The following is a 14,281-nucleotide window of genomic DNA, read 5'->3' as shown; positions in this document are numbered from 1 at the left end:
CCGATAGCGCCCGCTGCCCGCGACTTTCCGGCCCGAAGCCATAGTGAGATCGAAGTCGCCGTCCTGTCTCACAGACATGTCCGAGGGGCGCAGCGCGCTGCAGCCTCTTCGACAGCCCGGAGGAAACGCTGCGCGAATGCGTGACGCGGGTGACTTGCAGATTGGCGCTCAGGCGGCGAGGCGCCGGAACAGCCGGCGCGGATCGTGGCGCTCGCGAATGGCCGCAAGGTCCTCGCGCACGGCGTCCGAATGGCAGCGATCGAGCGCATCCCGCCGCCCTTCCAGATCCACCTCGTTGACGTAGGACCCGGAAGCGATCGGCAGGAGATCGTCGTAGAGGCGATGGAGCCATGCCGCAGTGGGAGCATCCTCGCACGCCCGTTCCGATTGCGCGTATGTGGAAACCGAAAAGCGGCCGCGGATCGAAAACGCGGCGTCGGGCCGTAAAGCGGGGGCGTTGCGCCGCACGATCAGCGGAATGCACGCCGGCGAGGGCGCCGCGGGAAGATGCCGCATTATCGTGGCAACCGCATCGCCGAGCCGGTCGGTGAAGATATTGTCCGCGCGCACCCGCGGGGCCGTCAGCGCCATATCGGTCATCGCGAAGATGTCGGCAAAGTCGGCCGGATCGATGGCCTCACGATGGAGCGCGGCCTGCAATGCGGGCGCACCGTCCAGCGCCGCCTGCAACAGTGCGGCCTCGTTCGCATCGTCGGCAAAGGCGATCGCGGTCAAGGCGCCGACCCGTCCGTGATCGCCTTCCTGCAACCGGGGCGCCAGCCCGGCCGGCGCAGGGACGATCGCGAGCATGAGTTGCAGCCGGGGATCGAGCCGATGGGTCGATCCTTCGATCGCCTGCGTCAGGTCCGGCAGCCGGGAAAAGCGGACGAAATGGTTGACCAGGCCGATATGGGCAGGCCGGCGAAAACATCGCAGCGTGAACCGCACGACCGCGAAGGGCAGTCCCGGCCCTCCGCCGCGAAGCGCGCGGAACAGATCGGCATTCTCGTCGGGGCTGGCGCGAACGAGGCGGCCGTCGGCCATGACCAGATCGGCGGCGAGAATATTGTGGCAGCTCATCCCGCCCCAGGCCCCGCCGTTGATCCCTATCCCGCCGCCGAGCAGGAACCCCGCGATCCCCACCTGCGCCCCGTGTCCTACCGGGAAGGCCAGCCCATGCGGCGCAAGCGCGGCATCGATGCGGCCGGCGGTCGCACCCGGCCCGACCGATACCGTTTGCGCTTTCGGATCCGGGACGATGTCGTCGAGCGCCGACAGATCGAGCAGCATGCCGCCATCGTGCAGGAAGATACCGCTGTAGCTGTGGCCGCTCCCGCGCATATCGACGCACAGGCCGTGCTCCCGGGCAAAGGCGATCGCGACGCGCACATCCTCGACGCTATCCGGCCGCACGATGAGATCGGGACAGTTCGGGGCCGGGCGCCCGTTCCAGACGAGCCCGGTGCGGCGCGCTTCGTAATCGGGCGCGCCGCGGCCGACGACCGTTCCTTCGATCCGTTCGGCCAATCGGCGGTCCAGCCGATCCGGCACCGGCATCCTACGGTCGCTCACGGCTTCCTGCCGGTCACGATGCTGTAGTAGCCGAAGGTCGGCACGGTTTCGACGTCGACGAAGCCCGCTTGCGTCAGGAACTCGGTGATTTCGTCCGCCGAATACTGCTCTCCGACGCCCCAGCCCAGCATTACCATGCTCATCGCAGCGACCGGGAACGGCCCGGTCTTGTCGGCATCGCGATAGACGAATTCGTGAACCGCGATGCGGCCGCCGGGTTCGAGATGCTCGAAGCTCTTGCGGCTCAGGAATGCGCATTTCTCCGGCGGCCAGCCGTGGAAGACGTGCGAATAGAAATGGAAATCGGCGGCGGGGAACGGGTCGATCCACATATCCCCCCGCGCGGCCGACACGCGATCCGCCAGGCCGTAATGCGCGATGAATTCTTCCGCCACCGGGCAGACCGTTTCCAGCTCGAAGATCGTCGCCTCGAGCGTGGGCACGGCCTTGGCAGCCATCAGGGCGTGCGCCCCGGACCCGCCGCCGATGTCGAGCATTCGCCGATGTTGCGACAAGTCGAGCTTGCGGGCCCAGGCCATGGCCGGAGGCAGGCTGATCGAATGCATCGCGCGGGTGAATTCGCGCGTCCGTTCCTCCTCCTCGCGATGGGTCTGATAGATATCGTCGACCCCGTAGGCGGTCGGCTTGTCGTGCACGATCGCCTCGGTCAGCGCGTCGAAGGAGAACACCTGGTGATTGTCGATGATTAGGTCCCAGTAATATCCGAAATAGGTCGAACTGCGCGGCAGCAGGTAGTCTTCCGACAATGGCGTCAGCCGGTAGCGGCCCTCGTCGAGGGCCATGAATTCGAGAGCGGTCGCAGTGCTCACCAGAATCTGCGCCGTGCGGCGCGCGAGCTTCAGCTCCGCGCACAGCTCTTCGAAAGTCGGCTTCTTCGCATCGACAAGTTCGAACATCCCGAGCCGATGCCCGATGAGCAGCGCCGGCAGGCCGAAGACGCCCAGCAGGACATCCCATAGCGGCCGGTCGTCGTTGCGCGGCATGGCGACGGAAGAGGGGAACGTGACGGTATTCATGGTCCTGTCCTTTCAGGCGGAGGGTTCGGGCAAATCGGGGTTTGATCGTGACGGGGCGAACCGGCCGGCGACGGCGCGCCTTTCGCATCCCGTCCTGGCCGCGCCTCCACCCGCTGCACGATCGCGTGGAGCGGGCGCGGCGTGAAGCCGAAGCGCTGTTTGGTCCGTTCGTTGAGCCGGCCGCACTCTATGCGGGTGAAGCCATGCTCGAACGCGAAGTGGAAAAGCGTATCGAAGGTGACGGTGTAAGGGCTGAAGGTGTCGAGCGCGTAGTCCATGCCGGCGAGCCAGAGGTGCACCGTCGGCCGGTCGAGAAGCAGCGCGCTGACACCGATGCGCCGGTCGCCGTGGTATATCGACACGATCCGCAGCAGCGAGCCGCACTCGGTCAGGAACCGTGCCAGCGCGTCTGCGGGCAGATAGCCGGGCGTGCCGCGCCGCGCCGTCGTCTCGTGACAGAGCCGCCCGGCTTCTTCGATTCGCGCGAATGGCGGGGCCTCGATCTCCACCCGGACCCCGTATTCGGCCAGCTTGCGGCGCTGGCGGCGAATTTCCTGTCGTCCGTCCGCCGGAATATGCCGTGTGATCAGATCCTCCACGCAATCGATCCCGGCCAGATCCATCTGGTAGCGATCGACCGAGTAATTGATCTCCATCCCCCTGGCCTCGGCCATTGCGAGCAAGGCCGGGTCGGCCACATTGGCGATGGCGAACTGCGGCACCCCGCTGTCGCGCGCGAGCCGTTCGAGCCGGTCCATGAGCATCGCGAACAGAGCCGGCGCATTGTCGCGCAAGAGCAGCCGCGTGTCGCAGCAATGCATGACATGGCTGAAAAGCGCGCTTTCCGACGAGTGAAAGCCGGCCGAGGCGGTGCGCGACAGGAGACCGAGCGGATCGGCGGTCGACACGGCATGGCAATAGACGGGCATGAAGGCGTCGAGCCGGTCGCCATCGCGCACGAGCAGGTAGTGCAGGCTCTCTATCGGCAACAGAGGGTGCCGTTCCGCGGCTCGCAGAAAGCGCCGGTCGTAATAGGCGGAGGCTCCGCAATGCGCCGCCAGATCGTCGTAAGCGCCGGCGGGAACCGCGTCGATCGTCTTCGCCACGATGACTTCCGGTTCGCCGCCCACCGCTCTATGCCTCCACGCGCTCGGCGGCGGAGCGGCGCGCCGCGACGCTCGTGCCGGGGGGCCAGGACAACACGACTTTGCCCGCCCGGCCGGAGCGCATGGCCTCGAACCCCGATACGAAGTCGGCGGCGTCGAGCCGGTGCGTTATGACCGGCTCGACATTCAACCCGGATTCGAGCAGCGCGATCATCCTGTGCCAGGTGCGGAACATCTCCCGCCCGTAAATCCCCTTGATAATCAGGCTTTTGAAGATGATCCGCGTCCAGTCGACCAGCATCGGACGCGGCGCAATGCCGAGATAGGCGATCCGGCCCCCCGGAGCCATCGCATCGACCATCGTGTCGAATGCCGACGGCGCGCCGCTCATCTCCAGCCCCACGGCAAAGCCGTCGCCGATATCCAACTCGCCGATGGCATCGGCCAGGGGACGGGCCGAGACATCGACCGTCGTTGCATCGACCACCGCCCGCGCGAGGGCGAGGCGGCCGGGGTTGATATCGGTGACGACCACTTTGCGAGCGCCCGCATGACGCGCGACGGCAGCCGCCATAATGCCGATAGGGCCCGCGCCCGTTACCAGAACGTCTTCCCCGGCAAGATCGAACGACAGCGCGGCGTGCACGGCATTGCCGAGCGGGTCGAGGATGGCTGCAATGTCGTCGGGGATCGCGTCCGGCAAGGGGACGACATTCGCTGCAGGAAGCACGAGGTATTCGGCGAAGGCGCCGGGCAGGGTGATTCCGATCGCCTCCATCTGCGCGGAGTGATGCGGCCGGCCCGCCCGCGCCGCGCGGCCGTGCATGCAAACGACGTGGCCTTCGCCGGAAACCCGCTGCCCGCATGAAAGATGCGTCACGTCGCGACCAAGCTCGACGATTTCGCCGACGAATTCGTGCCCCACGGTCGTGGGAACGGCGATGGCGCCGCGGGCCCATTCGTCCCAGTTCCAGATATGGAGATCGGTCCCGCAAATTCCGGTCTTGCGGACCTTCACCAGCACTTCGCCGGGCGCCGGATCGGGCTTCGCCACGTCGCACATCCAAAGCCCTTCGCGGGCATGGCACTTGACCACAGCTTGCATAGCGCGCCCCCCTTGCGCCGCAGGATTCTGACGTAAAATCCGAATGTTGCGCGAGGGGGACAATCCTATGTCCGGGCCGAGTCGGTCAACGACGGCCCCGTCCGTTCCGGAGCCGAACGGAGGGCGATACATCCGAAATGGTTGTACCCCGCCGGGTGCCTGGCCCGACCGCAGGAAGCCACGCCGTTGGAGGTGCCCGCCACCGCCTGGGCACGGCCGGCGCGCCGGCACGGCCGGGCCGGCTGCAATTGCGTGGGCTGGAACTACTTCCTGTTATGCTTATGCATAACTTTTTTCAGCTCGGACACAGGATCCAGATGAAGAGCGGAGGCGATATCGACATATTCGATAATATCCAGCCTTCTTTCAGAATGTTCGTAGCGTGAAACAAACTGCTGCGCGCGCCCCAGCTGAAAAGCGAGCTTCGATTGCGATATCTTATTGGTCTTGCGTGCCTTCACCAGAGAAGAAATCAATTGCTGATACCTTGGATCAAGCACTCCTCCTCTAATCAATTCGCATATCCTTCTACCTCGGACATATCGTCATAAGTATAGAATGTGCCAAAAATTTCAGGGGTTATATGTACACTTGTCCGCCTGTGCGGCCCGGCCCTTTCATTACACCACTGTGCAGTAAAAACGAAACATGGCCTTCGGTTCCTGCCGTGCATGGCCGAATCCTCGCCCTTTCCATGCTCGGACCGCCATTGCCGCCAAGATGACGCCGGCTCCAACCGGCCGAGCACCACGTGCGTTCATCATTCAAATATTTGAATAATAAATAAAAAATGAAAATCTTGCGCAGGCGGGATGGGAAGCGCCCGAGCAACGGACTGTGCCGGCATTAAGCGTCGCCGTTATATATTTATACATCAACTTGATGTGGATTTGCCCCGATCAGGATTCGATCCGAGGGGGAACGGGATGAACATGACGCTGAGCCGCATTCTAACGAACGCGCGTTCATCAGAAATGGCGTCTGCGATTACCTCGTGCATCGCAGCGAATATTCGATGGGCTGTGGCAAGCTTGCTGGCCGCCAGCCTCGTGCTGGCGCAGTTCTTCTTTTTCGCGTCGCCGGCGCACGCTCAGGCGACACCCCCGCCGTTTTCAGGCTGCACGTCGGACGTTTACCTTGGACAGAACAACCCGACACAACTGTTCCGGGTCGACACGACCACCAATCCCTTCACCTATCCAAACATCGGCCCGGCATACAGCGGACCTTACAATGCAATCGCCTTCAATCCGGCCGACAATTACATCTATGGCTTGGACCGGCCTAGCGGCTCGAACATTCGCCTGTTGCGTATCGGCAGCAATGGAGCGGTCCAGGTCGTCGGGACAATAACGGGCGGCAATATCAACGTACCGAGCGGTCTTCCGGTTGCCGGCGAAATCGGCGCAGATGGCTTCTTTTATGTCAAGTACGCAGCACCCGGTGACCAAGCCTTATATCGGGTCGATCTTTCGACCAGGGTTGCGACGCGCATCAACCTGTCGCAACCACGCAGTTCAGTGGATCTGGCCTGGTATAACGGCCTCCTCTACTCGCATGATTCAAACACCGATACTCTGTACACGATCGACCCTTCCAGTGGCCAGGTGCAGGACATCGGCCCGGCCGGCGTCAGCGGCGCATTCGGAGCTTTCGCCAGTGCATCCAACGGCGTCTTCGGTATCAACAATTCCGGCGGCTTCTACCAGTTCAACCTTCTGACGGGCAACGCGACGCTCATCTCCTCTTCGCCGAGCACGACCAATAATGACGGCGCGAAGTGCTATAGCACCCCCTTACAGTTCGGTGTCGACCTTGCGATCACCAAGACGGACAACCGCAATTTCTACACTGCGGGCACCAGCACGACCTACAGCATCGTGGTCAGCAACAGCGGTCCGTTCGGCGTTCAGGGAGCCGTCGTCGATGATCCGCTGCCGACCGGAACGACGGCTGCGGATTGGACGTGCGGAGATGCGACCGGCGGCGGCGTGTGCGGTCAAGCGAGCGGCAGCGGAGCAATTGCCGGTCAAACCGTCGACCTGCCGGTAGGGGCATCCGTCACTTTCAGCATGACGTTGGAGATACCGTCCGACTATTCGGGCGATCTTACCAACACCGCGACGGTCACGCCGCCCGATACGGCGCTCGAGACCGATCCATCCAATAACAGTGCCACCGATGTGGATGCCGGGGTCGAGGTTGCGAAATCCCTGATCGACGAAAGCGGCGAAGTTCCGGGCAGCGCTGAACCCGGCGAACAGCTCACCTACCAGATCGCGCTGACCAACACCGGCAGCGTCGCGGTCAGCGGCTACAGCGTTATCGACACGCTCGATGCGAACACGAGTTTCGTCAGCGCGACGAACGGCGGTGCGCCGAACGGCGGCGATGTCGAATGGACGAATTTGTCCATTCCTGCAGGCGGCTCGCTCGCCCTCTCCGTGGTTGTGGAGGTGGACGATCCCCTGCCGCCAACCCTGACCGAGATCTCCAATATCGCCCGCGATCCCAACGGGTCGATCCCTCCCTGTCCGTCCAGCCAATGCGTCGTCACCCCGGTCGCTCCGGCCATCACTTATGCCAAGAGCACGAGTGCAACCGATGCCTCGGTGGGCGATGTCATCAGCTATACGCTGACGGCCGAGGTGTTTCACTCGCCCACGACCGACGATCTCACGCTCACCGACACGCTGGGCCCGGGGCTGGACTTTACCGAAGTCACCGATACGGGCGCCTTCACCTGCACGCCGGGCAACCCGCTGGAATGCATATTGCCGGCGGGCACGCCGGTGGGCGTCTACGAACTTACTTACACCGCCACCGTGAACGCATCGGCCACCGGCAGCGTCACCAATGCCGTGGTCGGAACGGGGGGCGATGATCCGACCTGCGCAGGGTCGTGCGACACCGACACCCCTGTGGTCGCGCCGGACGTGACATATGCCAAGACGGCCGACACCGCGGGGCCGGTTTCGACGGGCGACGTGATCACGTTCACGCTGACCACGACGATCACCAATTCGCTGATCACCTCGGACGTTGTCCTGACCGACACGCTGGGCACCGGCCTCGACTTCGTCGCCGTCACCGATCCCGGCATCTATGGGGCCGACACTTCGGGCGATCCGGTGATCGAGTTCACCCTGCCCGCAGGCACGGAGCCGGGCACTTATGAGGTCAGCTACACGGCCGTCGTCGCGCCGGAGGCGACCGGGTCGGTCAGCAACGTGGTCGTCGGATCGGGCGACGACAATCCGGCCTGCACCGTCAACTGCGGAACCGATACGCCTGTCGAAGAAACCAGCGTCACCTACGGCAAGAGCGTGACCGCGCCCGGTGCGACGGTGGCGGTCGGCGATGTCCTGACCTATACGCTGAGTGTCGCCATCGCCAATTCGCCGACCACGGAGGTGCTCACCCTCACCGATACGCTCGGCACGGGGCTGGACTTCACCGCGGTCACCGATACGGGCGCCTTCACCTGCACGCCGGGCAACCCGCTGGAGTGCACCCTGCCCGCCGGAACGCCGGTCGGCACTTACGATCTGACCTATACCGCGACGGTCAACGACGATGCGACCGGCAGCGTCACCAACGCCGTTCTGGGAACGGGCGGCGATAATCCGAGCTGCAGCGGCACCTGCGACACCAGCACCACCGTCGCCTCGTCTGCCGTCACTTATGCCAAGAGCACCAATGCCACCCAGGTGAAGGTGGGCGACACGATCGCCTATACGCTGACGGCCACGGTCGCCAACTCGCAGACTACGGGCGTGTTCACGCTCACCGACACGCTGGGCACCGGCCTGGACTTCACCGCGGTCACCGATGCGGGCGCCTTTACCTGCACGCCGGGCAACCCGCTGGAATGCACGCTACCCGCCGGAACGCCGGTCGGGAGCTACAGCCTCACCTACACCGCCACGGTCAACGACGAGGCGACCGGCAGCGTCACCAATGCCGTTCTCGGAACGGGACCGGACAATCCGAGCTGCGGCGGCACCTGCGACACCAACACCCCTGTGGTCGCGCCGGACGTGACATATGCCAAGACGGCCGACACCGCAGGGCCTGTTTCCACCGGAGACATCATCACCTTCACGCTGACGACGACCGTCGCCAATTCCAAGACGACATCGGATGTCGTGCTGCTGACCGACACGCTCGGCACCGGTCTCGACTTCGTCGCCGTCACCGATGCCGGCCCCTATGGCGTCGACACCTCGGGCGATCCGGTGATCGAGTTTACCCTGCCCGCGGGCGCCGGACCCGGCACTTATGCGGTCAGCTATACCGCCCGGGTCAACGAGCAGGCCAGCGGATCGGTCAGCAACGTCGTCGTCGGATCGGGCAACGACAACCCGACCTGCACCGTCGATTGCGGCACCGACACAACGGTCACCGACCCCAACGTCACTTATGGCAAGAGCACCGACGCCGCCCAGGTGAAGGTGGGCGACACGATCGCCTATACGCTGACCGCCACCGTCGCCAATGCCGCCACGAATGGCGTCCTGACTCTCACCGACACGCTGGGCACCGGCCTGGACTTCACCGCGGTCACCGATGCGGGCGCCTTTACCTGCACACCGGGCAACCCGCTGGAATGCACCCTGCCTGCCGGAACGCCGGTCGGGAGCTACAGCCTCACCTACACCGCCACGGTCAATGACGAGGCGACCGGCAGCGTCACCAATGCCGTTCTCGGAACGGGACCGGACAATCCGAGCTGCGGCGGCACCTGCGACACCGACACCCCTGTGGTCGCGCCGGACGTGACATATGCCAAGACGGCCGACACCGCAGGGCCTGTTTCCACCGGAGACATCATCACCTTCACGCTGACGACGACCGTCGCCAATTCCAAGACGACATCGGATGTCGTGCTGCTGACCGACACGCTCGGCACCGGTCTCGACTTCGTCGCCGTCACCGATGCCGGCCCCTATGGCGTCGACACCTCGGGCGATCCGGTGATCGAGTTTACCCTGCCCGCGGGCGCCGGACCCGGCACTTATGCGGTCAGCTATACCGCCCGGGTCAACGAGCAGGCCAGCGGATCGGTCAGCAATGTCGTGGTCGGATCGGGCAACGACAACCCAACCTGCACTGTCGATTGCGGCACGAACACAACGGTCGAAGACAGCGCCGTCACTTATGGCAAGAGTGTCAACGCACCTTCCGCGACCGTCAGTGCCGGCGATGTGCTCAGCTATGAACTGACCGTCACTGTCGCGAATTCGCCGACGACCGACGTGGTCACGCTCACCGACACGCTCGGCGCGGGCCTGGATTTCAATGCGGTCACCGATACGGGCCTGTTCACCTGCAATGCGGCCGATCCGCTGGAATGCACCCTGCCCGCCGGAACGCCGGTCGGGAGCTACAGCCTCACCTACACCGCCACCGTCAATGACAGCGCCACCGGCAGCGTCACCAATGCCGTGGTCGGATCGGGCGGCGATGATCCGAGCTGCGTCGGGGCCTGCACCACAGAGACGGACGTTACCCCGTCCGAAATCGGTTATGCCAAGAGCGCCAATGCCGCGCAGGTGAAAGTGGGCGACACGATCACCTATACGCTGACCGCCACGGTCGCCAATTCGGCCACGACCGACGATTTCACCCTTACCGACACGCTCGGCGCGGGGCTGGATTTCGCCGCGGTCACCGATGCGGGCGCCTTCGCCTGCACGCCGGGCAACCCGCTGGAATGCACGCTGCCCGCCGGCACGCCGGTCGGCACCTATGACCTCACGTACACTGCCACGGTCAATGCGAGCGCAGGCGGCAGCGTCACCAATGCCGTGGTCGGATCGGGCGGCGACAATCCCGCGTGCGACGGGGCCTGCGAGACCGAGACGCCGCTCGTCGCGCCCGAGGTCAGCTTCGCCAAGACCGCCGACACCGCGGGCCCGGTCGGCGCGGGCGACGTCATCACCTTCACGCTGACGACGACCGTCGCCAACTCCAAGACGACATCGGATGTCGCCCTGCTGACCGATACGCTGGGCGACGGGCTCGATTTCGTCGCCGTCGCCGATGCCGGCGCCTATGGCGTCGACACCTCGGGCGATCCGGTCATCGAATTTACCCTGCCTGCCGGAACGGGGCCGGGCACTTATGCGGTCAGCTATACCGCCCGGGTCAACGAGCAGGCCAGCGGATCGGTCAGCAACGTCGTCGTCGGATCGGGCGACGACAACCCCACCTGCACCACCGCTTGCGGCACGAGCACCACAGTCACCGACCCCAGCGTCACTTATGGCAAGCGAGCCAACGCCGCGCAGGCGAAACTCGGCGATACCATCGCCTATACGCTGGACGTCACGGTCGCCAATGCGCCGACGACCGACGTGGTCACGCTCACCGACACACTGGGTAGCGGGCTCGACTTCGCCGCAATCACCGATGCCGGGGCATTCACCTGCAACGGCGGCGGACCGCTCGTCTGCACGCTGCCGGCGGGCACTCTGGCCGGCGTCTACAGCCTGACCTACACCGCGACGGTCAACGGTTCCGCCACCGGCAGCGTCAGAAACACCGTGCGCGCCACGGGCGGCGACAATCCCGCGTGCGATGGGGCCTGCGAGACCGAGACGCCGCTCGTCGCGCCCGAGGTCAGCTTCGCCAAGGCGGCCGATACGGCGGGGCCGGTCAGCGCGGGCGACATCATCACCTTCACGCTGACGACGACCGTCGCCAATTCCAAGACGACATCCGATGTCGTCCTGCTGACCGACACGCTCGGCACCGGTCTCGACTTCGTCGCCGTCACCGATGCCGGCCCCTATGGCGTCGACACCTCGGGCGATCCGGTCATCGAGTTTACCCTGCCCGCCGGCGCCGGACCCGGTGATTACGAAGTCACCTATACCGCCAGGGTCAACGAGCAGGCCAGCGGATCGGTCAGCAACGTCGTCGTCGGATCGGGCGACGACAACCCGACCTGCACCACCGCCTGCGGCACCGACACGACGGTCGCGGACCCCGCCGTCACTTATGCCAAGAGCGCCTCGGCACCGGCGGATACTGTCAGGGCCGGAGATACGATTGCCTATACGCTGACGGTCACCGTCGCCAATTCGGCAACCGTCGACGTCCTGACCCTCACCGACACGCTGGGTAGCGGGCTCGACTTCGCCGCCATCACCGATGCCGGCGCCTTCACCTGCGACGAGAGCGGCCCGCTGGTCTGCACGCTGCCGGCAGGCACTGCGCCGGGCAGCTATGCCATGACATACACCGCCACGGTGAACGCCACTGCGTCCGGGGCGGTTACCAACAGCGTGGTCGGCAGCGGAACCGACGGCCCGGGCTGCGCCGACACCTGCACCACCAGCACCCCGGTCGCCACCTCCCTCGTCAGCGTCAGCAAATCGGCCGATCCCGCCGCCGGCGAGACCGTGCAGGTCGGCCAGACGCTGACCTATGCGCTGGTGGTCACGATCGCCGACGGCGCGATCACCGAGCCGCTGGTGCTGGTCGACACCCCCGGACAGGGCCTGACCGTGACCGACCTGCCTGCGGCCTGCGAGGCGACCGGGGAAACGGTCACCTGCACCCTGCCCGCGGGCACGCCGGTCGGCAGGCACGAGCTGGTCTATAGCGCGACCGTCAACGATGACGCCGGCGAAACCGTCCGCAACATGGTGACGGCCACCGGCGGCGGCTCCGAGCCGAATTGCGAGGCCTGCGTGGTCGAGCACCAGGTCGACCTGCCGCTGATCCGGCTGGTCAAGACCGCAGCCGTGCGCGAAGTGCGGATCGGCGATCTGGTCCGCTACACGCTCTCGGTCGAAAATGTCGGCACGCGCGATCTCGTCGCCGGCAGCATCGTGGACACGCCGCCCGCCGGCTTTACCTATGTCGAGGATTCGCTGCAGGCCTTCGATGCGGACGGCGCCGCAACCGTCTCCGGCCAGAGCCCGCTGCGGTTCGAGAATGTCGACGTGGAAGCCGGAGAAACGGCCACGCTCGCCTATCTGATGCGCGTCGGCGCTGGGGTCCGCCCCGGAACCCATATCAACCAGGCGCAGGTCCGCGCGCTGGACGGCCTCCCCGTGTCCAACCCGGCGACGGCGCAGGTCGAACTGGTGGGCGATCCGCTGATCGACGATTCGCTGATCTTCGGCACGGTCTTCGACGATCGCGACGGCGACGGCTGGCAGGACAGCGCCGCCCTGTCGGGCCTGCATGTCCAGGGCGGCTTCGCACCGGACGCATACGTTCCCGGCTCCACGCGCATCGATCGGGGCGAAGGCATGCGGCCCGAACCCGATGAGAGCGCGCCGCTGCTGCACGGCATCCGCCTGGGCCGCCTGAGCGCGCGCCAGTCGGAAAGCGATCCGATCGACAATCACCGGATCGTGATCCGCCAGCGGTTGAGCGCCCTCTCCTTCACCGACGATTTCGTGCTCACCAATGCGCAAGGCGTGACCGTGCGCATGGACGCGGCGGGGCAGACCAGCGTGGAGAAGAGCGGCGACGCGGCAAAGGGCCTCAACGGCGCCGAACCGCGCGTCGAACGCAGGGTCGCACAGGGAGAAGGCGGCTATATCGTCGACTATGTCGTCGAGAACGCCGGCATCGATGAACGCGGCATCCCCGGCGTGCGCATCGCCTCGGTCGAAGGCCTCATCATGGAGACCGACCAGTTCGGCCGCTATCACCTGGCGGGCATTCCCGGGGGCGAATGGCGGCGCGGGCGCAACTTCATCCTGAAGGTCGATCCCGCCACGCTGCCGGACGGCGCGACCTTCACCACGGACAACCCGAAACTTCGCCGGATCACGCCCGGTATCCCGGTCCGCTTCGACTGGGGCGTCAAGCTGCCGGTCATACAGATCGAGGGCGTCGACGAGGAGATCGAGCTGGAGATGGGGCGGATCATCTTCGCCCCCGGGAGCGCCGAAGTGAGCGAGCAATATCTGCCCGCAATCGAGCGCATGGCGGCGATGGTCCACGAGTATCGGGGCGGCGAAGTGGTGATCGACGCCACGGCCGAGGAAGAAGCGCTCGCCTACGAACGGGCCCATGCGGTCAGGGCGGCGCTCCTGGCCCGGCTCCAGCCGGAAGCGGCACGCAATCTCCGCGTCGTCGCGCGGGGCGAAGCCAGCGATCCTTCCTCGATGATCGTCGGCGTGGACGAAGGCGGCGCCCTGCTCGGCACCGTCCTGTTCGATACCGACAAGGCCGACATCAGGCCGCAGTTCGAGCCTCTGCTCGACCGGATCGCGGAATGGATAGCGGCTCAGGGCGGCGGCACCATTGCCATCGTCGGCCATACCGATGTCCGGGGATCGTTCGACTACAACAGCGCGCTGGGCATGCGCCGCGCCCGTGCGGTCTACCAGGCGCTCGCCGACAGGGTCCCGCCGGACATACGATCGAAGATCCGCGTCGAAGCCAGCGACGATCCGGCCGCACCGATCAACGAGCAGCACAAGTGAGGGGGC

The 14,281-nt window shown here is 65.5% G+C and carries 6 protein-coding genes; 1 reads left to right on the top strand and 5 read right to left on the bottom strand.

From position 1 onward, the window contains the following. Positions 1–168: 168 nt before the first annotated feature. The 5 genes from V5F89_RS04195 to V5F89_RS04175 form a co-directional block, all read right to left on the bottom strand. A complete protein-coding gene (locus tag V5F89_RS04195; RefSeq protein ID WP_338447001.1) occupies positions 169–1,572 on the bottom strand; it encodes an FAD-binding oxidoreductase in 1,404 nt (467 codons plus the stop codon). Then, positions 1,569–2,609 carry a methyltransferase gene (locus tag V5F89_RS04190; RefSeq protein WP_338447000.1) on the bottom strand — a complete coding sequence of 347 codons (1,041 nt, stop codon included), beginning with the start codon at positions 2,607–2,609 and terminating at the stop codon, positions 1,569–1,571. The genes V5F89_RS04195 and V5F89_RS04190 overlap by 4 nt, the downstream gene beginning before the upstream one ends. Next, positions 2,606–3,739: a GNAT family N-acetyltransferase gene (locus tag V5F89_RS04185; RefSeq protein WP_338446999.1), complete on the bottom strand. Its 1,134-nt coding sequence runs from the start codon at positions 3,737–3,739 to the stop codon at positions 2,606–2,608. Before V5F89_RS04185 ends, V5F89_RS04190 begins: the two co-directional genes overlap by 4 nt. Before the next feature lie 4 nt (positions 3,740–3,743). Beyond that, positions 3,744–4,820: an L-threonine 3-dehydrogenase gene (tdh, locus tag V5F89_RS04180; RefSeq protein ID WP_338446998.1), complete on the bottom strand. Its 1,077-nt coding sequence runs from the start codon at positions 4,818–4,820 to the stop codon at positions 3,744–3,746. A 263-nt stretch (positions 4,821–5,083) separates the two neighbouring features. After that, the gene (locus V5F89_RS04175; protein WP_338446997.1) at positions 5,084–5,335 is read right to left on the bottom strand and encodes a helix-turn-helix transcriptional regulator; all 252 of its coding nucleotides are present in this window, start codon (positions 5,333–5,335) and stop codon (positions 5,084–5,086) included. A gap of 507 nt (positions 5,336–5,842) precedes the next feature. Between V5F89_RS04175 and V5F89_RS04170 the strand changes: the two genes are divergently transcribed. Then, positions 5,843–14,275 (top strand): isopeptide-forming domain-containing fimbrial protein, encoded by an 8,433-nt coding sequence (locus tag V5F89_RS04170; protein WP_338446996.1) that lies wholly within the window; start codon positions 5,843–5,845, stop codon positions 14,273–14,275. Positions 14,276–14,281: the final 6 nt, after the last annotated feature.

The organism is Pelagerythrobacter marensis (assembly GCF_036700095.1).
In the GTDB taxonomy this organism is placed as follows: Bacteria; Pseudomonadota; Alphaproteobacteria; order Sphingomonadales; family Sphingomonadaceae; genus Pelagerythrobacter; species Pelagerythrobacter marensis_A.
The sequence above is the reverse complement of the archived record's forward strand: the minus strand, read 5'-3'. Positions and strand labels throughout refer to the sequence as shown.

Excerpts from the sequence above, each read along its gene's own strand:
- V5F89_RS04190 (WP_338447000.1), bottom strand. The coding sequence starts at position 2,609 with ATGAATACCGTCACGTTCCCCTCTTCCGTCGCCATGCCGCGCAACGAC.
- tdh (WP_338446998.1), bottom strand. The coding sequence starts at position 4,820 with ATGCAAGCTGTGGTCAAGTGCCATGCCCGCGAAGGGCTTTGGATGTGC.